Genomic DNA, 22,725 nt, shown 5'->3' with positions numbered 1-22,725 from the left:
GCGCAAGACCGGGCATGAAATTACTCATGTCATGATATCGATATCATATTGTCTTTGCCCGTTTGCAGAAAGAGCAGTGAATGTTTACCAGAAGTGCCATTTTCCGTGGCCGGATCAAGCCGGGGCGGGAAGACGAGTTCTATGCAGCCGTTCAGGAGAGGCTGGTTCCGGCGTGGTCGCAGATGCTGCATGCACGAGCCGTGCGGGTTTATCGGCCGCGGCAGTGCGAGGCCGGGGAGGAGGATGTCTTTCTGGTTCAGGAAATCGACTATCCCTCGCTTGCCCACATTGAAGAGGCGCTGTCTTCGCCTCGGCGCGAAGCTGCCGTTGCTGCGCTGGCGTCTGTGCGGGCGCTTTATGATGGCGAGCATCGCCATATCATTTACGAGCGTTTGACGGATTGAGGGCGTTGCAAACCCGGCCTTGATTGTGCTGCCCGCGGTCATCGGGCAAGGGCGACGCGAACAAGGGCCGTTCACCCGGCGAGCGGCACGGAAGCCGGCGCTCACATCCCGTCTGGAAAATCGTCTTCCGCCCCGATCAGCGCCAGCCCGTGGGCAATGGACAGCAGCTCGCCGCCGGTCTCGATGCGGGCAATGTCGAAACGGTCTTCGAAGATCTTGCGCACCGCCGGCACGAAGGATGAGCCACCGGTGAGGAACACCTTGTCGATTTGCGACGCGGCAATGCCGGCGCCCTCGATCGCCTCGTCGAGCGCGGCCTCCATCTGGTCGAGTTCGCCTGCAATCCAGCGCTCGAAATCGGCACGGCGCACGGTGCGGCGACTGTCCTTGCCAAGCGGGGCGAAGAAGAATTCGGCTTCCTCTTGTGCCGACAGCGCCCGTTTGGTGGCCGATATCGCCTCATAGAGCGGATAGCCTTCATCGTTTTCGACCAGGTCGATGAACAGTTCGAGCGCGTCCGGGTCGGTGGCGTCGCGCACCAGGCTTTTCAGGTCGATGAAATCGCGGGTGGTCTTGAAGATCGAAAGCTGGCTCCAGCGGCCGAAGCTTGCGTAATAGTTCGACGGCACGTCGAGCACCTTGCCGAAGCTTTTATAGCTGGTGCCCTTGCCCAGCATCGGGCTCACCACATTATCGATGATGCGGTAGTCGAACATGTCGCCGGCCACGCCGACACCGGAATGCGACAACGGCTCGGCGGAGAGCTTTCCCGCGCTTTTGGAAAACCGGATGATCGAATAGTCGGTGGTGCCGCCGCCGAAATCGGCGACCAGCACATTGGCATCGCTCTCAAGCCGGCTTGCGAAATACCAGGCGGCTGCCACCGGCTCCAGCACGAAGCGGATTTCCGGGAAACCGAAGCGGGACAAGGCCTCATTGTAACGCTCAAGCGCCAGCGCCTCGTCGGCGCCGGTGCCGGCAAAGCGCACCGGCCTGCCGGCGGCCACGCGGCTGATATCGCCGGGCCAGCCGTCGCCGGCATAGGTCATCAGCTTTTCCAGAAACACCGCCATCAGATCCGGAAACGAATGGCGGCGACCGAGCACGGCGGTTTCCCTGAAAAGCGGGCTGGCGGCATAGGTCTTGATCGACTGCAGGAAGCGGCATTCGCCGGGATGGTCGATCAGCGTGCGGATGGCGGCGGCCCCGGCCTCCGTTGCAAGCGGCGCACCGACGCCGGCCTGCCGGTCTTTCATGAACGAAAGGCAGGTGCGCATCGTATCCGTCACCCCCGCCTGGCTTTCAAACGTCAGCGAACGGGTTTCGCCCTTGCCGCGCGCGGGCAGCGCGATCACGGTGTTGGTCGTGCCGAAATCGAGTCCGAGTGCGGTCATGACGCCGTCCTTTTGCCGGGAGTGTGGTGTGAAGGCCGGCGGTTATATACCCTTACCGTGCATTGGCAAGATGGCGGGCATGAAAAAGCCGCCGCGACAGATGTCGCGACGGCTTTTGATGTTGGGGGCGTTGTTTTTCAGAGCGCCGGATAGCGGCCGTTGCGGCGGGCATCGGCCATCAGGGCTGCAATTGCGCAGGAACCGATACGGGCCTGTGCGCCATCGGCACGGCTGGTCAGGATGATCGGAATACGCGCGCCGAGGATGATGCCCGAGGAGGTGGCGCCGCCGAGCAGGACCAGCTGCTTGGCCAGCATGTTGCCGGATTCCAGATCCGGTGTCAGCAGGATGTCGGCGTCACCGGAAACGGCAGAGGTGATGCCCTTGATCTTGGCGGCCTCAAGGCTGATTGCATTGTCGAAGGCCAGCGGTCCGTCGACAATGGCATTGGTGATCTGGCCGCGATCCGCCATCTTGGAAAGGCATGCGGCGTCGATGGTGGACTGGATCGAGGGGTTGACCGTTTCCACGGCCGAGAGCACGGCGACCTTGGGGGTGATTTCGACATCGGAGGTCGCGATCATCAGGTCGATGGCGTTCTGGGCAATGTCGACCTTTGCCGCCAGATCCGGTTTGATGTTCATCGCCGCATCGGTGATGAAGAAGGGTTTCGGATATTCGGGATCGACCATGGCGAAGACGTGGGAAATGCGGCGTCCGGTTCTCAGCCCCGCATCCTTCTTGATCACTGCGCCCATATATTCATCGGTGTGCAGGCTGCCCTTCATCAGCGCTTCGGCCTCACCCTTGCTGGCAAGGGCCACGGCCTGGGCGGCGGAGGCATGGCTGTGGGGCGTGTCGATGATCCTGTAGGCGGAAATGTCGATTTCGTTTTCGTCGGCGATCGCCTTGATCTTGTTTTCAGGACCGACCAGGATAGGTTCGATCAGGTTTTCATGTGCTGCTTCAACGGCGCCCAGAAGCGCATCGCGGCTGCAGGGATGCACAACGGCGGTGGCGATTGCGGGCTTCTGCGCGGCGCGCTCGATGAAATTCTTGTTGAAGCCTGCGACATCGAATTTGTCGGCCATCGTCTGATACTCCTTGGGTATAATCGGTTATTCTTGGGAGGCTGGACAGGACAGAGCCGTCGGCGGCCTGTTGTCTGACGTTGGAAAATGTGGACCGGCGACACGGCGCGCCCTTGAAAAGACGAATGTCTCTGGGAGGTTCAGGCGCATTTCCGGTTTTTCTGCCATATCGGTCTTATCCATTTGCCGTCATGCGCCGGGTCGGCGTTGTAGACTTCGACGAAGCTGCCGGTTAACATCAACCCGCTTCGGCCAGAGGGCCGCCGCAAGACGCCTACGACTTAAGACTAAGTCCTGGTCCGGGCCTTGAGCAAGATCAATCTGGCATATCAGTCTGTCACATCTTGCACGCAACAACAGCCCTGCCGGAAGGCTCATTTCACTCAAAAACGGTTAAGGGGTAGGTTTATGCCTGGGAAAACCACAATTTTGATGTCCGTCATTTTCATGAGCCTTGCCACCGGTGCGGCCCGTGCTGACACCGGACTTTCGATCGCGGTGCCGGATGGCCCGGATGCCCGCGACATCGAAGCTGTCTATGATTGCGGCGATTTCACCATGACGGCGCGCTATGTCACCAGCGGTGAGATTGCGCTGGCGCGGCTGCAATGGCAGGATCACCTGACGGTCGCCGCCGAAGTTATCGCCGCTTCCGGCGCGCGCTATGCCGCGGGGCCTTATGTCTGGTGGACCAAGGGCGACAGTGCGACGCTTTACAATGTGATGAACGGCGAGGACGATCCGGGCATTGCCTGTGAGGCGGCGCCTTCGGGAAAATGAACCGTTTTTTTGTGATTTCCGGCTGCTCGGGCGGCGGCAAGTCGACCCTTCTCGACGCCCTTGCTGCCCGCGGCTTTGCCGTGGTGGAAGAACCCGGCCGCCGGATCGTGGCCGAGGAGACTGCCGGGGACGGCAAGGCCTTGCCCTGGGTCGATATGGCAGCCTTTGCCCGCCGCGCGATTGCGATGGCCGCCGCCGATCAAGCGGCGGTGGCTGAAAGCATGCGGCCGGTGTTTTTCGATCGCGGACTGGTCGACGCCGCCGCCGCACTTTGTCATGCGACCGGCGCGGCCGCGCCACCCGATATCGTCCGGCAGGTTCGTTACAACACGACCGTCTTCATGACCCCGCCCTGGCCGGAAATCTACCGCCGGGATGGCGAGCGCCGCCACGGGCTGGAAGACGGCATTGCCGAATATGAGCGGCTGATGGCCTTCTACCCGAAGCTCGGCTATCGGCCGGTCGAACTGCCGAAAGCCGATGTCGAAACGCGTGTGCGTTTCGTGTTGCAGCAGATCGGCTTTTACTGAAAGCGGCCGCCGCGCTGCAGCACTTCGATCTTGTATCCATCGGGATCGGTGACGAAGAAAAAGCGGGCGAAGGTCGCTCCCTCGCGTTCCATGGTCACCAGCTTGCCGACGGGAATGCCGAGTGCCGTCAACCGTTCGTGTTCGGCCGCGATATCATCGACACTGACGGCAAGGTGCCCGTAGCCATTGCCGAGGTCATAGGCTTCGCTCTGGCCTTCATTGACCGTCAGTTCCAGCTCGAAACCGGTTTCCGCATTGGCGAGATAGATCAGCGTGAACCCGTCAAAGGGGTAGCGGTCCACCACTTCAAGGCCGAACAGCAGGTTGTAGAAATCGATCGAGCGGGCTTCATCCAGCACGCGGATCATTGAGTGGATCATCTTGGCCATGGCGGCGGGCTCCCTTGGTTTTTGTCTTCCTACGCCATTTGGCGGACCCTTGAAAGGCTTTCGCCGTGCAGGCAGACGTACCCTTCAGCCGCTTGTGTGGCTTGACCGGCTGTGGGGTCGCGGCTATCGCGGGGCGTTGAGATGCTGTGTCCGGGCGGGCCGGCCGGCGGCACGAGGGACAAACATGGTATCACTGACCCGGACATCGGGCGTCAGCTTCGCGGTGGCAGCCGTTGCCACGCTTTCCGGCGTCGATGCGCTGGCCAAGAGCCTGGGCGCGGAGATGTCGAGCTTTCAGGTCACTTTCCTGCGTTATACGGTCTCGACCGTGTTTCTGGCCCTTTTCGTTGCCGTCTTCGTGCGCCGCAGACCGAAACCCGGCTTCATGAAGGAACATGCGCTGAAGGGCGTGCTGTCGGCTGCCACGGCAAGCCTGTTTTTCTACGGCATTGCCGGCATGCCGCTGGTGATGGCGCTGGCGTTGGCCATGACGGCGCCGATCTACATGGCCCTGCTCGGCGCGCTGGTTTTCGGCGAGCGGCCCGGGCGGGCGACCTATGGCGCTCTTTTCCTGGCGGTTTGCGGCTCAGGCATCATCGTTGCCACAAGAGGGTCCGGCCTTGCCGGCCCGCCGGTTTCGGTTGTCGCCATCGTGGCCGGGCTGACTGCGCCGCTGGCCTATGCGGTTACGGCAATCGTAATGAAAAAGGCGTCGGCCAACGACCATCCGATCACGCTGAGCCTGATGCAGACCGTGTTCGCAACCCTGTTTTCTGCGCCGCTGGCCATGCTGTTGTGGCAGACGCCGGACCCCGGCCTTTTCTGGCAAGTCGGCCTGATCGGGTTTTGCGGCGCGCTCGGTTTTGTCTTTCTGGTTGCCGGGCTCAACCGCATGCCGGCCTCGCTCTATGCGGTGATCGATTATTCGGCTCTGGTCTGGGCCGGGTTTTACGGTTTCGTCTTTTTCGACGAAATTCCCGCATGGCCGACGCTTGTCGGCGGAGCGCTGATCGTGGCGGCCTGTGTGCTGTCGGCGGGCCGTTCGCGCGCAATGATTGAAGACAGGCCTTGAATTTGACATCTGGCAGGGTCTAGATGCGGCCAGAATGGGACCGCATATGTGACGCAATGAAACGGCATGCGGCGAAAACAGGTGAAGCGTGAACGATATTCCCAGACAGGTTGACGATGCCGAGGCGCGTCGCGAAAAAATCAGGAAGGCCGTGACCGACATTCTGGTCGCGCTCGGCGAGGATCCGACCCGCGAGGGTTTGCTGGACACACCGTCACGTGTGGCGAAGATGTATATGGAGGTGTTCTCCGGCCTTGCCGAGGACCCGTCGGAGCATCTGAAGACCGTGTTCACCGAAGACGGCCATGACGAGATCGTGATCGTCAAGGATATCGCCTTTCACACCATGTGCGAGCACCACCTGCTGCCGTTTTTCGGCAAGGCGCATATTGCCTATCTGCCCGATGGCGGCCGGCTGACCGGCCTGTCCAAACTGGCCCGCGTGGTCGACACGCTTGCCCGCCGCCCGCAGCTTCAGGAACGGCTGACCGGCCAGATCGCCGATGCGATGGAAGCCGTGCTGAAGCCGAAGGGCGTGATGGTGCTGGCGGAAGCGCGCCACATGTGCATGGAAATGCGTGGCATCAAAGCCCACGGCGCCAACACGGTTACGCTGGTTTCGCGCGGCGTTTTTGACACGGATTCCGCAAAGCGCGCCGAGACGCTCGCCCTTCTGCGCTCCACCGGCTGAACGCCACACCGGGCCCGGCATCATTTTTTGCCGTTCTGAAGGTAAAGGCGCTTGAAAAAACCGCCAAGAGCCTGTAACAGCCCCATGCATCGCAACGCGCTCGAAAGCGCGTTCGGGCCGCCTTAGCTCAGTTGGTAGAGCATCGCATTCGTAATGCGGGGGTCACGTGTTCGAGTCACGTAGGCGGCACCAGTTTTCTGATCGCGATACGACCATCCACGATACCGGCTTGCAGTGCGCATTCCCTGATTTTTGACGGGATTATCTTATGAGTTGTTTCGCAAGAGGCCGGGAAACTCCCGAACCTGTGCACTCGGCGCGCTGACAAAGCTCGCCCCACGTTCTTTCGTCATACCGGCTTTGAGCTGGTATCCAGGGCCGCTTGTTGTGCGCTGCCAGAAAGAGTCCTTGCGGGATTCCGGCTCAAGGCCGGAATGACGGTGGGGGGTAGGCAAAGCCGTGATTGCTTACAGGGTTTGTCAACAAGCTGGGATGCGGCGCAGGGCGCCGCATCGGTGCAGCCGGAGGCTGCTTTTACATCAGGCCCAGAAGCCGGGGCAGGCCGGTTGTGAGCGCGGGGATGTAGGTGATCATCAGCAGCGCGATCACCAGCGTTATGAAGAATGGCAGCAGCGGTTTTGCCACCTTCTCGATGCTGACGCCGGCGATGCTGCATCCCACGAACAGGACCGAACCGACAGGCGGCGTCATCGAGCCGATGCCGAGGTTGAAGATCATCATCAGGCCGAACTGGACGGGGTCCATGCCCACTTCCCGCGCGATCGGCAGGAAGATCGGGGTGAAGATCAGCACGGCCGGCGTCAGGTCCATGAAGAAGCCGATGATCAGCAGGCAGATATTCATGATCAGCAGGATCACGATCGGGTTCTGGAAGGTCAGCAGGGCATCGGCGATCGCATCCGGAATGCCGGTGATGGTCATCACATAGGACATCACCCCGGAAGCGGCGATCAGAAACAGGATGACGGCGCTGGTGACCATCGAGCTTTTCAGAACTTCGATATATTCCCGCCAGGTCGCCAGCCGGTAGATCAGCGACAGGACGAAGGAATAGAGAACGGCGACGGCAGCCCCTTCGGTTGCCGTGAAGGCGCCGATGACGATGCCGCCGATGACGACGACGACCATCAGCAGGGAGGGCAGGGCCTGCCAGACGATCCTGACGGCCTCTCCGGCGCCGGGCGCTTTCGAAATCGGGAAGTTGCGGCGCTTGGCGATGATGCCGGCGACGATCATGACAGCTAGCCCCATCAGCAGCCCCGGCACATAACCGCCGATGAAAAGCGCGGAGATCGATGTGCCGCCGGAAACCAGCGAAAACAGGATCAGCGGGCCGCTTGGCGGGATCAGGATGCCCGACGGTGCCGAGGCAATGTTGACGGCCGCGGAGAAGGTCGGGTCATAGCCTTCCTTCTTCTGCAGCGGCGCCATGGTTCCGCCGACGGCGGCGGCTGCGGCGATGGCCGAGCCGGAAATCGAGCCGAACAGCATGTTGGCGATCACATTGGTATGTGCAAGCGCGCCGGGCAGGCGGCCGCCGATCAGCTTGGCAAGATTGACGAGCCGGATGGCAATGCCGCCCTTGTTCATGATGTTGCCGGCGAGAATGAAGAACGGGATCGCCAGCAGGGTGAACGAATCGACGCCGGCAAACATCTTCTGTGTGGCGACGAAGAAGGTGACGCTCGGCGGCATGAAGAACAGGCCGGTCACGATCGAGGACACGGCGATCGCCACGGAGATGGCGATGCCCTGGGCCAGCATCAGGAAAAACAGGCCGAAGAGCAGGACGGACGCAAAGACCGTTTCGTCCACATAGTCAAAGATAAAGTCCATTTTACAGGCTCCCGACCGGCTTGAGCGATGCCCGGTTGCTGTCGCGGACCAGGATGATCATGTTGAGCGACTGAAGGATGAAGATCAGCACGGCGGCGATCGGCATGATCAGGTAGATGTCGCCGATGGGAATCCGCATGATCGGCGAAAACTGTGCCATCGATGACGAGACGGCCTTGATGCCGCCGAGAAACAGGATGAACACGGAAAACACCAGAACGACGGCGTCGTTGATCAGCATCAGGATCAGTTTCTTTCGTCCGCTCAGCGCTTCGATGGCGAAAACCAGTGACAGGTGCTGGCGCGTGCCGAAGGCATAGGCCGATCCCAGAAAGGCCATCCAGATCATCATGAAACGGAGAAGTTCTTCGGTGTAGAGCGCCGGTGCGGCGAGCACGTAGCGGGTGAAAACCTGCCACAGCATCAGCCCGACCATGATCGCGAGCATCGCGGAGGTCAGGTAGAGCAGCAGGCTTTCCAGAGCATGTTTTGTCTTGTCTATCATGGATGTCCTCCATGTCGCGAACAACAAGGGGCGAGCGGCTGCTTCGCATTGTCGTCCGGGACGGTTCTCTGGTGCGGCCGCAGAGGTGTCCTCCCTGGGCGACCGCTTTTGAAGATATCATGCATCATGAAAAAAGATTGCGCCATATGAAAGAATATTTCATATTGTGGCAAACGGAGTGATGCACATGAAAAAGGAAAGCAGGCGTCTTCGTCTGAGCGATCTGGCGCGCTATTGCGGCGTTTCGCCGTCCACCGCCTCGCGGGCGCTTTCGGGAACGCCGGGCGTTCGCCCGGAGCTCAGGGAAAAGATCCTGCAGGCGGCCAAGTCGCAGAATTACCACGTTCCCACGTCGATTGCGGGCATGAAGGTCATCGTCGCTGCCAGCGCCAGCGCCATGCTCGACTACCAGCGCAATCAGTTCACGGCATTCGTGCTGGAGGGCATGCGCGAACGGGCGGAGGTTCTCGGGCTGTCGCTGACGACAAAAGCGATTTCCAGCGCCGACGACGAGCGAAAAATGCTGGAAGACGCGGCCAAGGATCCCGAAATTGCCGGTGTCTTGATGCTGACCATCGATGAGGACGATATGCTGGTCCCGGCCCGGGCCTTTGCCAGACCGGTGCTGCTGGTCAATGGCGACGATCCGCTGATGCAGCTTTCGAGCATTGCGCCCCACAACCGCGCGGCGGCCGCCCTGGCCACCCGCTATCTGCGATCGCTGGGTCATTCGCGAATCCTGTTTCTTTCACGGCCCGGCCGCCGCACCATTCTCAGACGTCTGGAAGGCTGGCGTGACGAGATCAAGACCATTCCGGGCGTTGCGTGGCGCGATCTCGTCGTCGATGCCAGCGACTGGACGCCCGAAGCCGCGATCGAGGCGATGCGCCGGCATGTCGAGGAAAAGGGGACATCGTTCACGGCCGTTCTGGCCGCCGGCGACAGTCTTGCGGCGGGCGCCATTTTCGGGCTGCGCGCGCTCGGCCTGTCGGTTCCGGACGACATATCGGTGATGGGGATCGACGGTCTGCCGCAGAGCGATTTTCTCGATCCGCCGCTGACCACCGTCCAGATCCCGATGCGTGAAATGGGCGCTGCGGCGCTGGACATGATGCGCGACCTTCTCGATAACGAGCCATTCCTGCCGCGCCGGACGGAACTGTCCTGCCGCCTGACCGAGCGCGGTTCGACCGCGGCCGTAAAGGGTGGCGCGGACTGATCTGCCGCTTGCGGCAATCCCGCAGAAAGAATGCCGACCGACGGGCCACAGGGCCCGTCGGAATTTGCAAGGGTTACACAGTCGTGCCGGCGATCGTTCCTTCGATTGTCCATTCCGTCGGATCGAGCCGGCGCCCTTCGGCCGCGACAGACCCGTCATCCCCGAAAACGATCTGGCCATATTCCGGATCATCGACAGTGATGGTCCCGTCCTCAGCCTGCGTGAAGCCGGTGGCCTTGAAGCGCGCGTGGAAACCGGCGAGGCCGCCGTTTTCTCCATCGCTTTGACCAAGCCGGAACAGCCATGCGGTCTCCCGCCCGTTCTGGCGGATCTCCATGCCGGCCGTGGGACCTGTTTCGACGGGCACGAGCGGTGTCGCGCCAGTCACCTGAACCATGCCCTTGCCAGAGCGCGCGCAGGCGGCGTGGGTGTCGGCGATGGTTTCGTCGAAGACCTGCGCCGGGAACCAGATATGGCTGAAATCCGGCTGGTCTTCGTGGGTGCTGAAGATGACCACGGCCAGGTTCTTGTACTGATGGACGCGCGGCAGCGCGCCGCAGCCGCCCCAGTAGGATGGCCGGCCGAAGCCGCAGTGGATGACCTCGCCGGGATGGTTCACCCAGATCTGGGCATCCGGATTGTCCCCGATCCGCAGTTGCAGAACGGTTTCCTGATAGCCCCATTCGCCCCAGCGGTAGCGGGCAAGCGAGCCCATGGCCGTTTCGGCGGTCTTGTAGTGGTAGAGATGCGCGAACCGGTTTTCGCCCTGCGAGAAGGTCCATTCCTGTTCCTCAGCGCCGGTAAGGCAGGCCTTCTGGCGATCGCTTGTCGGAATGACAAGGCCGAAATCGCGCAGGCACAGCAGGAACTGCGGCAGCGTCTGGAAGGTGCGGCCGTAATTGCCGCGCGACCAGAGGACCCGGGCGATGGCCGAAAGCTCACTGGTGCGGGCGGCCATCAGGGTATGCTCGTAGGAGCGGCCCTGTGCTGCCGTCAGCGTGCCGTGATGGGCGGAAGCGGCAACGACCGTAATCAGCCGCAGGATCGCCTTTCCGGCGCGCGCGCGGATATCCGCGTCATGGGCCAGCGCATAGAGCGTCGTCAGACCCTTCAGATCGATCGGGAAATAGGGAACCGAATTGAACTCGGCCATTTCCCATTTCTCGAAGTGATCGAACCAGTCCCGGAGCCGGGCTGCACCGCGTTCTGATTGCTCGGCGCCGCTCACACTGGCGCGCATGAATGTCTTGTCGACATGAAAATGACCGGCCAGATAGGCGGCGGTGTGAAACAGCAGCGCATGGTTTTCCGAATAATACCACTGCACGTCATTGCCGGGCTCATCCATCCAGTAACGGAAGTTGAGGGTTGCGGCGTCGATCCGCGCGCGGATGTCATCCGACAGAAGATCGCCGTAGCGAATACGTCCGAACAGCAGCGGCACCAGATGGAAGTCGGCGCAGTCGTGGCAGTTTTCGATTTTCGGCAGCGAGGCGGCAATCATCGCCTCGGTCTGTGCGCCGCCAAGGCCGAGCCCCAGCCGCGCCAGTGCCGAAATGGCATCGGCATAGCCCTTGTCGGCGACATGGCGGAGCGCTTCCGCGATGCGGTCTTCAAGGCTTTCGGGTGGTTCGCCCTGATCTTCGCAGCGCGCGATTTCCACCGTAAACGGTCGCGACAGCGTCAGGCCGCCGGCGCTCAGGCGCACGTCGAAATGACGGAAATCGCTGTGAAACGCCGAAACATCGCCAACGACAAGCCGCGAGGCGCCGGCCGGCAGGCTTGCGGTAAACGTGTCATGTTCTTCCGCCAGGAAATCCCCGGCGACGACGATTTCGACATCGAGATCGCGGCTGACGGTTTCGGGGCAATGAAAGGCGACCGTCCCGGCAGAATAGGCCGGGTGCTCGAAATGCATGGTTTCCAGCATCGTCTCGATTTCGTCGGCAAGCCCGCTTTCGCAGGGGACATCGAGCGAAACGGCAGCGGCAGGGCCTTCGCAGTAATCGAGTTCGAAGAAGTAACGGGCATCGCGCTCGGCAAGGTCGTCGAAGAACACGGCGATGTCGTTCAGCCCGGCCTTCAGCTCGACGTCGAATTCCTGGTCGGTCTCGAAATTGCGCTGATAGACGCTCATCGAGCCCGCTTCGGCTCCGTTGACGAACAGGATCGCGCCGCCGCAGCAACTGAGCTTCAGCCGCGCCGTTCCGGCAGTTTCAGCCTCGATGCGCGTTTCCGCCCATGCGGAAACCGCCGTGGCGCGGAACCAGAAGCCGGACAGATCGACGCGCGGCGAACCGAACGGCGTCCAGATGCGGCCGGGGCCTTGTTTTTCGACGATTACCGGCCGCTTGCCGCGCCGTTCGCTGACGAACTGGGTGCGGCAAGGATATTCGTGCGGAATGAAGTTCTTTTCCTTGGTGAGGAAGAACTGGGCATCCATGTGGCCCGACATGGTGGTGTCGGGCACGTTGTATTCTTCCTCGGCTATGGCCGATACGTGCCAGTAGCAGACCGGAGAACCGTCCGGCAGCGGCCGGCGCATGGCGCCGTCTTGTGCTTGATGTGCCATCACAGAAGGTCTTTCACGGCAACGGGCGTAACATCATTATAGGCCTTGTTTTCACCGGTCATGCCCCAGACGAAGCAATAGGGACCGGTGCCTGCGCCCATATGGATCGACCATGCGGGCGAAAGTATGCCCTGCCGGTCGGCGACCACGATATTGCGCACCTGTTTCGGCTCGCCCATGAAATGCATGACCCGGTCTTCCGGCGCCATGTTGAAATAGACATAGGCCTCCATGCGGCGTTCGTGCACATGCGGCGGCTCGGTGTTCCAGATGCTGCCGGGCGCAGGCTCGGTAATTCCCATCAAAAGCAGGCAGCTCGGCAAGACTTCCGGGTGAATATACATGCGCAGCGTGCGCTTGTTGGCATGCGCCTCGTCACCCATGGTGACGGGCTTGGAATCGGCCTGCCGGATAAGCGCCGAAGGCACGGCATAACCGGCGGGAACCGAGTTCATGTAAAAGGCGGCGGGTTCGGACGGGTCTTTCGAGGCAAGGCGGACGGATTTCGTGTCGCGCCCGACATAGACGATATCGCGGTGCTCGACCGTGAAGACCGCGCCATCGACCGTCACGGTTCCGGTTCCGCCGAGATTGGCGATGCCCATTTCGCGGGCGTCGAAGAAGCCCGGCGTTCCCACAGCCGCGCCATCGGCGATTTCGGTTTCCGCATTGACCGCCAGGAAGCCGCCGATGATCATCCGGTCGACATGGGTGTAGACCATCTGCAGCTTGTCGGCGACAAACAGGTTATCGAGCAGGAATTCCTCCCGCAGGCGTTCGTTGGAATAAGTGCGGACGTCTTTCGGGGATACGGAATAGCGTGTGTCTTCAAACATCATTCTTCCTCCGCTTGAGCAATATTGAGGGCTTCGACCAACAGCAGCAGGGCCATGGACTGGCCATAGCCGGTCGGCTGGATCGGGATGTCCTTGTAGAACTGGAGATCGTGCCCCATACGGGTGCCGTAGGAGACATTGTCGACAATGCCGTCAGCGCCGATATTGTCGAGCGTGACGGAAAGCGCCTTCAGGCCGGCCTCGTGCCAGCTTTGAGGGCCGATCCCCAGCCTGGCGCCTTTCAGGAGCGCGTAACCAATGGCGGCGGTGGCGGAGATTTCCTCATAGGAGGTCGGATCATCCACCAGCGTATGCCATGCGCCGCTTGCCGCCTGATAGCCGATCAGCGTTTCAAGCTGGGCCTTGACCACTTCCGTCAGGTAACGCTTCGTGCCCTCGTCGAGTTCGGCAAGCTCGATCAGGTCGAGAACGCCGGCTGAAATCCAGGAATTGCCGCGCGCCCAGCGGGCACGGGCGAAATTGTGGTTGCCGTCAAAGGTCCAGCCGTGGAACCAGAGCCCGGTTTCCGGCTCGGACAGGTAATGCGTGTGGATCATGAACTGGAAGGCCGCTTCGCTGACCAGGTCGCGGCGGCCTGCGCCCTCGCCGTAACTGGCCAGGAACAGCGCCACCATGAACAGCGTGTCGTCCCACAATTCATCATCATTGATCTTGTCGGAAACATTGTGCTGGAAACCGCCGCAGCGCGTGCGCGGCATGTCCGTCAGAATTCTGTCGGCCCAGTCCTTCATCGGCGCTTCCCAGCGGGGATCGCGGGTTTCGCGCCACAGAAGCGAGAGCGCCAGCATCGGCGCGGTGGTGTTGACGTTTTGCGGCGGCAGCCCTTTTTCGATATGGGCTGAATACCAGTCCTCAAGCAGGGTCTTCACTGCCGTGTCGCCCGTCTTCAGCCACATCTGTGCCAGTCCGTAAAGGCCGACGCCCTGCGGCCATTCCCAGGCGTTGAAGCTGACATAGTCGCCGGCTGTGCCGTCGAGATTCGGTTCGTCGAACTTGCCTTCATCCCGCAGCGATTTCAGGCCGGCGACCAGCAGCTCGATCTTTTGTTTCAGTTGGGTTCTGGAGAGCACGGGTTTTCCTCCGGTGCATGGTCATGATGGCAATAATATGCACCATGAAAATTAATTGCGAAATATGAAAGAAAATTTCATTTCGCGTTTTTTGGATGACAACAGCCGGTCACGAACGACAACGCGCTGAAGCGGCTGCGCAGACGCGCAACCGCAGTTTTGGCCTTGCCCGGATGCGTGAGAGGCAGCGCCCCACCGGACGATCGGCCGGCAGTAGATGCCTCAGCGGGCGAGCCAGCCGCCATCGACCGCAATGGTGTAGCCGTTGACATAGGAGGATGCTTCGCTGGCGAGGAAGACTACCGGTCCGGCCAGATCGCGCGGGAGGCCCCAGCGCGCAGCGGGGATCCGGCCGAGGATTTCGCTGCTGCGTTCCTCGTCGGCGCGCAATGCGGCGGTGTTGTTGGTGGCCATATAGCCGGGCGCAATCGCGTTGACGTTGATGCCGTGCTGCGCCCATTCATTCGCCATCAGCTTGGTAATGCCCATAACGCCGCTCTTGGACGCCGTATAGGAGGGAACGCGGATGCCGCCCTGAAACGACAGCATGGAGGCGACATTGACGATCTTGCCGCCACGCCCCTGTTCGATGAACCGGCGTGCAACGGCCTGGGACAGGAAGAAGACGCTCTTGATGTTGATATTCATCACGTCGTCCCAGTCCTTTTCGGAAAAGTCGACGGCGTCTTCGCGGCGGATAATGCCGGCATTATTGACCAGAATATCGATCCCGCCGAATTCGCGAACGGCCGTTTCAACGATCTGCGGTATCTCGTCCTGTTTCATCAGATCGGCTTCGATGGAGACGAAACGGCGCCCCAGCGCCTCGATCTTGGCGATCGTTTCCGCCGGTTCGACGATATTGACGCCGACAATATTCGCACCGGCTTCCGCCAGCGCAACGGCCATGCCCTGGCCAAGCCCGGTATCGCAGCCGGTGACGATTGCCGTTTTTCCGGAAAGGTGAAAATCATCGGTGATCATGGTGCTTCCAGTCTTTTGATTGGTGAAACGGTGCGGGCGACAGCCCGCCAGAACGGGCGAGCGATTCGCGGAAACGCGCCGCCACTCGAACTGATTGTTTTGACAGGATTTCTCTGTAACCAGGTGCGACCACCTGGCTGCGACATGCCTTGAAAAAGAAAAGGCGCTTCCTGTTTTGATGAGACAAGAAGCGCCTTTTCCGTCAGGTCCGGGAGGACTTTACTGAGCGTTCTGGATGGCATCGACCAACTGGCCGATTGCCGGATCCTGCTTGTATTCCTCGATCAGAGGCGCAACCTTTTCCTGGAAAGGCGCCTTGTCGGGACGGACGATGGTGACGCCCATTTCTTCGATCTGCTGCATGGCCTCGTCGACGGCCTCGTTCCAGACCTTCTTCTGCTCCTGCGTGGCGTGAACAGCGGCTTCCTCGATGATGGTGAGTTGCTCATCGGTCAGCTCGTCCATCGCCGTCTTGGAAATCACCAGGAAGTCGGGAATGCGCAGATGTTCGTCCAGCGAATAGCATTCGACCACTTCGCCGTGACGGCCGAGCGTCAGCGCCGTCGGGTTGTTTTCAGCGCCGTCGATGACGCCCTGCTGCAGGGCCGTGTAGATTTCGCCGTAGGGCAGCGGGGTCGGAATGCCGCCCATCAACTCGACCATCCGGATGGAGGTGTGCGAGTTGATCACGCGCAGCTTCTGGCCCTTCAGGTCGTCCGGCGTCTCGACGCATTTCGACTTGGTGTAGAACGAGCGGGCGCCGCTGTCGAAATAGGTCAGCCCCATGAAGCCGCTGTCGAGCGAGGCCTGATAGACCGGATCGACAATCGGCCCGTCCATGACGTCGTAGAAATGCTCCTGGCTGTTAAACAGATAGGGCAGCGTGAAGGCCTGATAGATCGGGTTGAAGTTTTCCAGGTTGGCGGCGCTGACGCGGGTAATGTCGACCGCGCCGTTCTGGACCTGCTCGAGAACTTCACGCTCGGAACCCAGAACGCCGTTCATGTAAAGGCGGATCTTGACCTCGCCGTCGGTCTTTTCCTCGACCTCTTCGGCGAACTGTTTCAGGATCACGCTTGTCGGATGGTCTGCCGCCAGCGCGTCGGCCAGTTTCAGGCGAACCGTGGCATTGGCCGAGCCGGCTGTCAGTGCGATGCCCGCGGCAAAGACCGCCAGCGCTGATGTCAATTTCTTCATTGTCTCACTCCCTGTGGCAATTTGTTGTCCGCTGCAATGGCGTCCTGGACGCAAGTTCAACGGACATGATGGAATTCATTATGCAGGATGAAATTATATTCTCAATATGAAAGAAAATTTCATCCTGGTGTGAGCCGTCGTTTGTTTCAGGTGTGCCTTTGGGCGTGCCCGAAGGGCATGTGTTCCGAAGATGCTGTGGCTGCCGCACGAATCCAGAATTTTGAAGCAGAACGATGATCAATTCCGACTGTCGCCCAACCGTGCTTTTTGCCGGGGGGGATTGTCCGGCCTGCCCGAGGGCTTTCGCGTTGTTGGATGGTCGTTTCCGGTTCATCGCAAGAACCTGTTTTATCTGGATATCGATCCCGCTTCATCGGTGGTTCCGAAAACTGGAGGCCCCTCGCAGCAAGCCCGGACATGACGCTGAGAGATGGAAGACAAGCCGTCTCGGCACAGTGATGGAGCGATGCTGATCATTCCTGTCGGCGACGCATCGTCATCGTGTCTATTTTGCCGTTCGGCGTTCGTGGCGCCATCGGCAGATTCGGGACTGGAGGGCAGGGCGCTCTCAAATTTTTATGAAAAAGTTCTGCTATATCAAAGCGTTGTATATGTGGTCGTTACCGTCTGCTTGACGTCTTCATTTTTGTTGGAATAGTTATGATATAACATTACCAAAAGTGAAGGATACCGCATGCTTTCCCGAAACGACCGCCGTCTGCCCGTGACCGTCCTTTCCGGCTTTCTCGGGGCCGGCAAGACGACCCTGCTCAACCATGTGCTCAACAATCGCGAAGGGCGCCGGGTTGCCGTCATCGTCAATGACATGAGCGAGGTGAATATCGATGCCGATCTGGTGCGCGAGGGCGGTGCGGATCTTTCGCGCACCGACGAGAAGCTGGTGGAGATGACCAATGGCTGCATCTGTTGCACGCTCAGGGACGATCTTCTGACCGAAGTACGCCGGCTCGCTGCCGATGGCCGCTTCGATTATCTGCTGATCGAGGGAACGGGCATTGCCGAACCGCTTCCCGTCGCCGCCACGTTTTCCTGGCGCGATGAACAGGGCTTCAGCCTGTCGGACCACGCCCGGCTCGATACCATGGTGACCGTGGTCGATGCCGCCAATCTGCTGCGCGATTATGCCAGCCACGACCTCCTGAGCGACCGTGGTGAAACGGCAGGTGAAGGCGATGACCGCACTCTGGTCGACCTGCATGTGGAGCAGATCGAGTTTGCCGATGTCGTGGTGGTCAACAAGGTTTCCGATGTCTCGGCCGCCGGGCGGGCCGATGTGATCAGCGTGATCCGGGCGCTGAATGCGGATGCGCGCATCATCGAGGCCGATTTCGGGGCCGTGGCGCTGGATCAGGTGCTCGATACCGGGCTGTTTTCGGAAGACAGGGCCAGCCAGCATCCGCTCTGGGCCAAGGAGCTTTATGGTTTTGCCGATCATGTACCCGAAACGGAGGAATACGGCATCGGCAGTTTCGTCTATCGCGCGCGCAAACCGTTTGCGCCGGAAAAATTCGACCGGTTCACGAAGACGACCTTTCCCGGTCTGATCCGTGCCAAGGGGCATTTCTGGCTGGCCACGCGGCCGGATTTTGCCGGTGAATTCTCGCTTGCCGGCGCGATTGTCCGCTGCGGGCCGCTCGGGCGCTGGTGGGCCGCGGTGCCGGAAAGCCGCTGGCCCGACAGGCCGGAGCTGAAGGCGATGATCGCGGCAAGCTGGGACAAGGCCTTCGGCGACCGACGGCAGGAGATCGTGTTCATCGGTCAGTCGATGGACGAGGCGGCGATCCGCGCAGCGCTCGATGCCTGCCTCGTCGATGCCGATACCGTAAACCCCTACAATGCCGATCGCCACCTCGACCTGACGGACCCGTTCCCGCGCTGGGGCTGATCACATCATGGACGGAATGAAAAGCGCCAGGGCCGGAAAGGCGATGAGAAGGGCGATGCGGACGATGTCCATGGCCACGAAGGGCAGCAGGCCGGAGAAGATCGTGCGAAGACTGACATCGCGCACCACCGTGTTGAGCACGAAGGCGTTCATGCCGACCGGCGGGGTGATGTAGCTCACCTCGGTGATCACGACCACGAAAATGCCGAACCAGATCAGGTCGAAGCCCTGCGCGGCGACGATCGGATAGAAGATCGGCACGGTGAGCGTGATCATCGAAAGCCCCTCCAGCACGCAGCCGAGCAGCAGGTAGACGATCAGGATGGCAATGATGGTGGCATAGGGCCCGTCGCCGAACATCGAGAGCGCGGACTGGATATCGCTCGTCATGCCCGAGAGGTTGACGTAGTTGGTGAAGGTCAGCGCGCCAAACAGGATGAAGAACATCATCGCCGTGGTCTTGACGGTGGAATAGAGAATGCTCCCGAGATCGGCCAGTTTCAGCCGGCCGGAGAAAAGCGCGAGCACGAAGGCGCCGAATGCGCCCATGCCGGCGCTTTCCGTCGGCGTGAAGATGCCGAGATAGATGCCGCCCATGACGAAGATGAAGAGCGCAAGCGCGCCGGCCGTGCCCTTCAGCGCCAGAAACCGTTCCCTGAGCGAGAGCCTTGGCTCTGCGGGCAGGTCCTGTTTCAGAAACCGCACGGAAATCATCACCGCGATGGCATAGCCGAAAATGCCGAGAAGGCCGGGCACGATGCCGGCCATGAACAGCTTGCCGATATTCTGCTGCGTCATGATGCCGTAAAACACCAGGATGACGGAGGGCGGGATCAGGATGCCGAGCGTGCCGCCGGCGGCAATCGAGGCGGTGGCCAGACTGTCGGGATAGCCGAAGCGGCGCATCGAGGGCAGCGCGATTTTCGACATGGTGGCCGCCGTTGCCAGCGACGAGCCGCACACGGAGGAAAACCCGCCGCAGGCGGCAACCGTTGCCAGCGCGAGGCCGCCCTTGCGGTGCCTGAGCCAGGCATGGGCGCTGTCATAAAGCTCACGCGCAATGCCGGACTGGACGACGAAATTGCCCATCAGCAGAAACAGCGGCATGACGGTCAGCGCATAGGAGCGGCCATTGTCGAAAAACGTGGCGCCGAGCAGCGCGAAGGACGGCTTGAACCCGATGATCGAGGCCGTGCCGGCAATGCCGATCAGCGTCAGCGAAAAGGCGATCGGCATGCCGACCAGCAGCAGTGCGATCAGCACTGCAATCCCGATGGGCCATTCGATCATGATGGTCTCTTGAAAAGGGCTGTGAACGCCAAAGCGAGCGTGACCAGCGCGGAAATCCCCGCACACACGGCACAGAACCAGACGACGGGCGCAACCGGCAGGCGCAGCGAATTGGTGACGAGATTATAGCCGCCGACCTGCAGGCCATAAACATAAAGCCGCCAGGCGATGACGCCGAGAACGCCGGATGAGACCAGCCCGGTCAGGAACAGGCGCGGCCGTTCGCTCCAGCGCGGCAGTGACTTGGTGACGAGGTCGACGGTGACATGACCGCCATCGAGGCAGACGGCCGGAAGACCGAGATAGACGATGGAAACCAGAAGAAGCTCCGAGACCTCGGCAGCGCCCTTGACCGGTGCGTTCAGCAGGTAGCGCCCGACGACGTCGGTGACGGTCAGCGCCATCAGCGCCAGCAGCAATGCGCCGGCGGTGACACTGAGCACAATACGAATGCCGCGAGCCATGGGACTCGCGGCGTGATGCGCATCATCGATAATGTCGGCGTCGCTCATTCGCCCTGCAGTTCGTCGATATTGTCCTTCATGAGGGCCATCGCCTTGGCGGACGACACACCGGCCTCATCGATCTCGGCAAGCTTGGCTTCCACCACCGGCGCAACCTTTTCGCCGATTTCGGCGACCTGTTCGGGTGTCGCGTCGTGGAAGGTGACCTTGCCCTGCATGGCTTGAAGGCCCGCCGCATCGGCCGCATCCCAGGCCTGGCCTGCAAGTCGTGCCAGCGCCTCGCCGGAAACGCTGTCGATTGCCGCCTGGTCTTCCGGCGAAAGCCCGGCCCAGCTGTCCTTGTTCATCACCACGAAGAAGGAGGTGTTGTAGAGCCCGCCCGGAATGACCAGCGCCTGGTTCACCATGTCCGTCAGCCCGAAGAAATTGACTGATTCATAGGGAAAGGTAATGCCGTCGGCGACGCCCTGCGACAGCAGTTCATAGGTCTGCGAGGAGGGGCCTTCGACCGGCACGCCGCCAAGCGCGCTCACCAGCTCATGAACGATGCCGCCGCCAACGCGGATCTTGGCGCCGTCGATGGCCGAAAGCTCGGAAAGGTCGCCGCCATTCATGAAAACCTGGCCCGGCCCGTGCGTAAACACGGCCAGCACATGCACATCGTCATATTCGCCGGCGTCTTTCAAAAGCGAATCCCATGTGCGCCAGTAGGCGACCGACGTGGCCTCGGCGGTATCGCCCCAGAACGGGATTTCGGCGATATTCGTGGTGCGGAACCGGCCCGGATTATACCCCTGAACCCCGAAGGTGATGTCGGCAACGCCGTTGACGGCGAGATCGTACTGCGCCGGCGGCGGCCCGAGCGGTGCCGGCAGGATATTGGTCGTGACCCGTCCGTCGGTGGCTTTCTCGATGGAGGCCGCAAAGGGCTCGATCACGTCCTTGACCAGCGGGTGTGAAGGCGGCAGCCAGTTTGCAATCGTCAGCGTTTCGTTCGCAAATGCATGGCTTGCGAACAGAATGCCTGCAAGCATGGTGGCCGCCTTCAACGTGGTCTTCATGTTTTCAAGTTCCCTGATGGTGTTTGGTTTGCAAAGAAGCTGGACCAGAGCGCGTTGCATTGTCAATTGGCAAAGCGGTTCTGCTCTCTGCACCGTCGCTGCTTTTGTGCCGGAAGCCGGCGTTTTGCAACAGAAAAAGCCGCCGGCGCGTGCCGAGGGCTTAAAACGCCTTCCCGATGACGCTGCGTGCATTTGCCGCTCGGATTCACTTCCGGTTTTCGGCTGAAATATGCGATACTTGTCAACGCAGGGACGTCATCGTTTCTCAAGGGAGGAGAATAAAATGAAAGCGCTTGTCTATCAGGGCCCCGGCAACAAGGAATGGGCTGAAAAGCCGATGCCGAAGATCGAAAAGCCCACCGACGTTATCGTCAAAATCACCAAAACCACCATTTGCGGCACTGATCTGCACATCCTGAAAGGCGATGTGCCGGAAGTCACCTCCGGCCGCATTCTCGGGCATGAAGGGGTCGGCGTGGTCGAAGAGGTTGGCGCTGCGGTGCGCAATTACAGGAAGGGGGACCGGGTCCTCATTTCCTGCATCACCTCATGCGGCAGCTGCGCCAATTGCAAGCGCCAGCTTTATTCGCATTGCGAGGACGGCGGCTGGATTCTCGGCCACCTGATCGACGGCACCCAGGCCGAATATGTCCGCATTCCCCACGGCGACAATTCGCTCTACCCGATCCCCGAAGACGCGGATGAGGAAGCGCTGGTGATGCTGTCGGATATCCTGCCGACCGGTTTCGAAATCGGCGTTCTGGCCGGCGCCGTCAAACCGGGCGATGCGATTGCCATCGTCGGTGCCGGGCCAATCGGCATTGCCGCGCTTTTGACGGCGCAGTTCTATTCGCCGGGCCGGATCATCATGGTCGATATGGATGAAAACCGGCTGGGTGTGTCCCGCCAGTTCGGCGCGACCGATACGATCCGCGTCGGCGAGGAGGATGCGGTGGCCAAGATCCGCGAAATGACCGGCGGTGTCGGCGTCGATGTCGCCATCGAGGCGGTTGGCGTTCCGGCGACGTTCGATGTCTGCCAGCAGGTTGTCGCTGCTGGTGGCCATGTCGCCAATGTCGGCGTTCACGGCGCGCCGGTGGAACTGCACCTCGAAAACCTCTGGATACAGAACATCAACATCTCCATGGGGTTGGTGAATACCAACACCACGCCGATGCTGATGAAGACCGTTCAGTCCGGCAAGATCGATCCGTCGAAACTGATCACCCACCGGTTCGAACTGAACGATATTCTCAGTGCCTACGAGGTTTTCGGCAATGCCGCACGCGAAAAAGCGCTGAAGGTGATCATCAGCGCCTGAGTGTTGCCCTGCGGGTGTTTTTCACACCGGGCTACAGTCCCGAAAATATGTTGAGGCGCTGCCTGTCGGCA

At 60.9% G+C, this 22,725-nt stretch carries 22 protein-coding genes and 1 tRNA gene; 10 read left to right on the top strand and 13 right to left on the bottom strand.

All coding sequences use genetic code 11. The annotated features are described in order from the left end of the window. Nucleotides 1-80: 80 nt before the first annotated feature. Entirely contained in the window at nt 81-404 is a 324-nt protein-coding gene (locus ACHZCU_RS07430; RefSeq protein WP_319518263.1) for a hypothetical protein, read from the top strand. A gap of 101 nt (nt 405-505) precedes the next feature. Here the strand turns inward: ACHZCU_RS07430 and ACHZCU_RS07425 are convergent, their stop codons facing one another. Both ACHZCU_RS07425 and ACHZCU_RS07420 read right to left on the bottom strand, forming a co-directional pair. Further along, entirely contained in the window at nt 506-1,798 is a 1,293-nt protein-coding gene (locus ACHZCU_RS07425; protein ID WP_319518262.1) for an Hsp70 family protein, read from the bottom strand. Between the two features lie 137 nt (nt 1,799-1,935). Then, on the bottom strand, nt 1,936-2,889 hold the full coding sequence (locus tag ACHZCU_RS07420; protein ID WP_106306973.1) for a bifunctional enoyl-CoA hydratase/phosphate acetyltransferase: 954 nt from the start codon (nt 2,887-2,889) through the stop codon (nt 1,936-1,938). Nucleotides 2,890-3,321: 432 nt separating this feature from the next. Here ACHZCU_RS07420 and ACHZCU_RS07415 point away from each other — a divergent pair, with 432 nt between their 5' ends. Then, nucleotides 3,322-3,669: an MliC family protein gene (locus tag ACHZCU_RS07415; RefSeq protein WP_319518261.1), complete on the top strand. Its 348-nt coding sequence runs from the start codon at nt 3,322-3,324 to the stop codon at nt 3,667-3,669. Beyond that, nucleotides 3,666-4,199, top strand: a complete 534-nt coding sequence (locus ACHZCU_RS07410; protein WP_319518260.1) for an AAA family ATPase — start codon at nt 3,666-3,668, stop codon at nt 4,197-4,199. Before ACHZCU_RS07415 ends, ACHZCU_RS07410 begins: the two co-directional genes overlap by 4 nt. Here the strand turns inward: ACHZCU_RS07410 and ACHZCU_RS07405 are convergent. Next, on the bottom strand, nt 4,193-4,588 hold the full coding sequence (locus ACHZCU_RS07405) for a VOC family protein (RefSeq protein WP_106306982.1): 396 nt from the start codon (nt 4,586-4,588) through the stop codon (nt 4,193-4,195). The genes ACHZCU_RS07410 and ACHZCU_RS07405 overlap by 7 nt on opposite strands. Before the next feature lie 184 nt (nt 4,589-4,772). On the opposite strand from ACHZCU_RS07405, the gene ACHZCU_RS07400 reads away from it, so the two are divergent. From ACHZCU_RS07400 to ACHZCU_RS07390, 3 genes are all read left to right on the top strand, one after another. Next, nucleotides 4,773-5,660 (top strand): DMT family transporter, encoded by an 888-nt coding sequence (locus tag ACHZCU_RS07400; protein ID WP_106306985.1) that lies wholly within the window; start codon nt 4,773-4,775, stop codon nt 5,658-5,660. Between the two features lie 88 nt (nt 5,661-5,748). After that, nucleotides 5,749-6,351, top strand: coding sequence for a GTP cyclohydrolase I FolE (gene folE / locus ACHZCU_RS07395; RefSeq protein WP_319518259.1), 603 nt, complete (start codon nt 5,749-5,751; stop codon nt 6,349-6,351). A gap of 116 nt (nt 6,352-6,467) precedes the next feature. After that, a tRNA-Thr gene (locus ACHZCU_RS07390) sits at nt 6,468-6,543 on the top strand. A 342-nt stretch (nt 6,544-6,885) separates the two neighbouring features. Here the strand turns inward: ACHZCU_RS07390 and ACHZCU_RS07385 are convergent. Continuing rightward, entirely contained in the window at nt 6,886-8,208 is a 1,323-nt protein-coding gene (locus ACHZCU_RS07385; protein ID WP_319518258.1) for a TRAP transporter large permease, read from the bottom strand. A gap of 1 nt (nt 8,209) precedes the next feature. Next, on the bottom strand, nt 8,210-8,713 hold the full coding sequence (locus ACHZCU_RS07380) for a TRAP transporter small permease (RefSeq protein ID WP_319518257.1): 504 nt from the start codon (nt 8,711-8,713) through the stop codon (nt 8,210-8,212). A gap of 187 nt (nt 8,714-8,900) precedes the next feature. Between ACHZCU_RS07380 and ACHZCU_RS07375 the strand changes: the two genes are divergently transcribed. Then, a complete protein-coding gene (locus ACHZCU_RS07375) occupies nt 8,901-9,932 on the top strand; it encodes a LacI family DNA-binding transcriptional regulator (RefSeq protein ID WP_319518256.1) in 1,032 nt (343 codons plus the stop codon). 73 nt (nt 9,933-10,005) lie between these two features. Here the strand turns inward: ACHZCU_RS07375 and ACHZCU_RS07370 are convergent, their stop codons facing one another. The 5 genes from ACHZCU_RS07370 to ACHZCU_RS07350 form a co-directional block, all read right to left on the bottom strand. After that, nucleotides 10,006-12,504 (bottom strand): hypothetical protein, encoded by a 2,499-nt coding sequence (locus ACHZCU_RS07370; protein WP_319518255.1) that lies wholly within the window; start codon nt 12,502-12,504, stop codon nt 10,006-10,008. Continuing rightward, entirely contained in the window at nt 12,504-13,340 is an 837-nt protein-coding gene (gene kduI, locus ACHZCU_RS07365) for a 5-dehydro-4-deoxy-D-glucuronate isomerase (RefSeq protein ID WP_319518254.1), read from the bottom strand. The genes ACHZCU_RS07370 and kduI overlap by 1 nt, the downstream gene beginning before the upstream one ends. Further along, nucleotides 13,340-14,431 (bottom strand): glycoside hydrolase family 88 protein, encoded by a 1,092-nt coding sequence (locus ACHZCU_RS07360; RefSeq protein ID WP_319518253.1) that lies wholly within the window; start codon nt 14,429-14,431, stop codon nt 13,340-13,342. The genes kduI and ACHZCU_RS07360 overlap by 1 nt, the downstream gene beginning before the upstream one ends. A 222-nt stretch (nt 14,432-14,653) precedes the next feature. After that, on the bottom strand, nt 14,654-15,412 hold the full coding sequence (gene kduD / locus ACHZCU_RS07355; RefSeq protein WP_319519760.1) for a 2-dehydro-3-deoxy-D-gluconate 5-dehydrogenase KduD: 759 nt from the start codon (nt 15,410-15,412) through the stop codon (nt 14,654-14,656). 222 nt (nt 15,413-15,634) lie between these two features. Next, nucleotides 15,635-16,612, bottom strand: coding sequence for a TRAP transporter substrate-binding protein (locus ACHZCU_RS07350; RefSeq protein WP_319518252.1), 978 nt, complete (start codon nt 16,610-16,612; stop codon nt 15,635-15,637). Between the two features lie 694 nt (nt 16,613-17,306). Here ACHZCU_RS07350 and zigA point away from each other — a divergent pair. After that, nucleotides 17,307-18,518, top strand: a complete 1,212-nt coding sequence (gene zigA / locus ACHZCU_RS07345) for a zinc metallochaperone GTPase ZigA (RefSeq protein WP_319518251.1) — start codon at nt 17,307-17,309, stop codon at nt 18,516-18,518. Here the strand turns inward: zigA and ACHZCU_RS07340 are convergent, their stop codons facing one another. Genes ACHZCU_RS07340 through ACHZCU_RS07330 form a run of 3 tightly spaced genes read right to left on the bottom strand, consistent with a single transcriptional unit; the run spans nt 18,519 to nt 21,333 of the window. Beyond that, nucleotides 18,519-19,808 carry a TRAP transporter large permease gene (locus ACHZCU_RS07340; RefSeq protein ID WP_319518250.1) on the bottom strand — a complete coding sequence of 430 codons (1,290 nt, stop codon included), beginning with the start codon at nt 19,806-19,808 and terminating at the stop codon, nt 18,519-18,521. Then, a complete protein-coding gene (locus tag ACHZCU_RS07335; protein WP_106307025.1) occupies nt 19,805-20,320 on the bottom strand; it encodes a TRAP transporter small permease in 516 nt (171 codons plus the stop codon). The genes ACHZCU_RS07340 and ACHZCU_RS07335 overlap by 4 nt, the downstream gene beginning before the upstream one ends. After that, nucleotides 20,317-21,333, bottom strand: coding sequence for a TRAP transporter substrate-binding protein (locus ACHZCU_RS07330; protein WP_319518249.1), 1,017 nt, complete (start codon nt 21,331-21,333; stop codon nt 20,317-20,319). Before ACHZCU_RS07330 ends, ACHZCU_RS07335 begins: the two co-directional genes overlap by 4 nt. Here ACHZCU_RS07330 and ACHZCU_RS07325 point away from each other — a divergent pair. After that, nucleotides 21,332-21,559, top strand: a complete 228-nt coding sequence (locus ACHZCU_RS07325; protein WP_319518248.1) for a hypothetical protein — start codon at nt 21,332-21,334, stop codon at nt 21,557-21,559. The genes ACHZCU_RS07330 and ACHZCU_RS07325 overlap by 2 nt on opposite strands. Before the next feature lie 57 nt (nt 21,560-21,616). Next, nucleotides 21,617-22,654, top strand: a complete 1,038-nt coding sequence (locus ACHZCU_RS07320) for a zinc-dependent alcohol dehydrogenase family protein (RefSeq protein WP_319518247.1) — start codon at nt 21,617-21,619, stop codon at nt 22,652-22,654. Nucleotides 22,655-22,725 lie beyond the last annotated feature (71 nt).

The sequence above is a fragment of the uncultured Martelella sp. genome (assembly GCF_963677965.2).
Lineage (GTDB): Bacteria > Pseudomonadota > Alphaproteobacteria > Rhizobiales > Rhizobiaceae > Martelella > Martelella mangrovi.
The sequence above is the reverse complement of the archived record's forward strand: the minus strand, read 5'-3'. Positions and strand labels throughout refer to the sequence as shown.

Excerpts from the sequence above, each read along its gene's own strand:
- kduI (WP_319518254.1), bottom strand. The coding sequence starts at position 13,340 with ATGTTTGAAGACACACGCTATTCCGTATCCCCGAAAGACGTCCGCACT.
- ACHZCU_RS07320 (WP_319518247.1), top strand. The coding sequence starts at position 21,617 with ATGAAAGCGCTTGTCTATCAGGGCCCCGGCAACAAGGAATGGGCTGAA.
- ACHZCU_RS07410 (WP_319518260.1), top strand. The coding sequence starts at position 3,666 with ATGAACCGTTTTTTTGTGATTTCCGGCTGCTCGGGCGGCGGCAAGTCG.
- ACHZCU_RS07420 (WP_106306973.1), bottom strand. The coding sequence starts at position 2,889 with ATGGCCGACAAATTCGATGTCGCAGGCTTCAACAAGAATTTCATCGAG.
- ACHZCU_RS07425 (WP_319518262.1), bottom strand. The coding sequence starts at position 1,798 with ATGACCGCACTCGGACTCGATTTCGGCACGACCAACACCGTGATCGCG.
- ACHZCU_RS07335 (WP_106307025.1), bottom strand. The coding sequence starts at position 20,320 with ATGAGCGACGCCGACATTATCGATGATGCGCATCACGCCGCGAGTCCC.
- ACHZCU_RS07350 (WP_319518252.1), bottom strand. The coding sequence starts at position 16,612 with ATGAAGAAATTGACATCAGCGCTGGCGGTCTTTGCCGCGGGCATCGCA.
- ACHZCU_RS07405 (WP_106306982.1), bottom strand. The coding sequence starts at position 4,588 with ATGGCCAAGATGATCCACTCAATGATCCGCGTGCTGGATGAAGCCCGC.
- ACHZCU_RS07375 (WP_319518256.1), top strand. The coding sequence starts at position 8,901 with ATGAAAAAGGAAAGCAGGCGTCTTCGTCTGAGCGATCTGGCGCGCTAT.
- ACHZCU_RS07430 (WP_319518263.1), top strand. The coding sequence starts at position 81 with ATGTTTACCAGAAGTGCCATTTTCCGTGGCCGGATCAAGCCGGGGCGG.
- ACHZCU_RS07380 (WP_319518257.1), bottom strand. The coding sequence starts at position 8,713 with ATGATAGACAAGACAAAACATGCTCTGGAAAGCCTGCTGCTCTACCTG.
- ACHZCU_RS07370 (WP_319518255.1), bottom strand. The coding sequence starts at position 12,504 with ATGGCACATCAAGCACAAGACGGCGCCATGCGCCGGCCGCTGCCGGAC.
- ACHZCU_RS07415 (WP_319518261.1), top strand. The coding sequence starts at position 3,322 with ATGTCCGTCATTTTCATGAGCCTTGCCACCGGTGCGGCCCGTGCTGAC.
- zigA (WP_319518251.1), top strand. The coding sequence starts at position 17,307 with ATGCTTTCCCGAAACGACCGCCGTCTGCCCGTGACCGTCCTTTCCGGC.
- ACHZCU_RS07340 (WP_319518250.1), bottom strand. The coding sequence starts at position 19,808 with ATGATCGAATGGCCCATCGGGATTGCAGTGCTGATCGCACTGCTGCTG.
- ACHZCU_RS07385 (WP_319518258.1), bottom strand. The coding sequence starts at position 8,208 with ATGGACTTTATCTTTGACTATGTGGACGAAACGGTCTTTGCGTCCGTC.
- ACHZCU_RS07325 (WP_319518248.1), top strand. The coding sequence starts at position 21,332 with ATGTTTTCAAGTTCCCTGATGGTGTTTGGTTTGCAAAGAAGCTGGACC.
- ACHZCU_RS07330 (WP_319518249.1), bottom strand. The coding sequence starts at position 21,333 with ATGAAGACCACGTTGAAGGCGGCCACCATGCTTGCAGGCATTCTGTTC.
- ACHZCU_RS07400 (WP_106306985.1), top strand. The coding sequence starts at position 4,773 with ATGGTATCACTGACCCGGACATCGGGCGTCAGCTTCGCGGTGGCAGCC.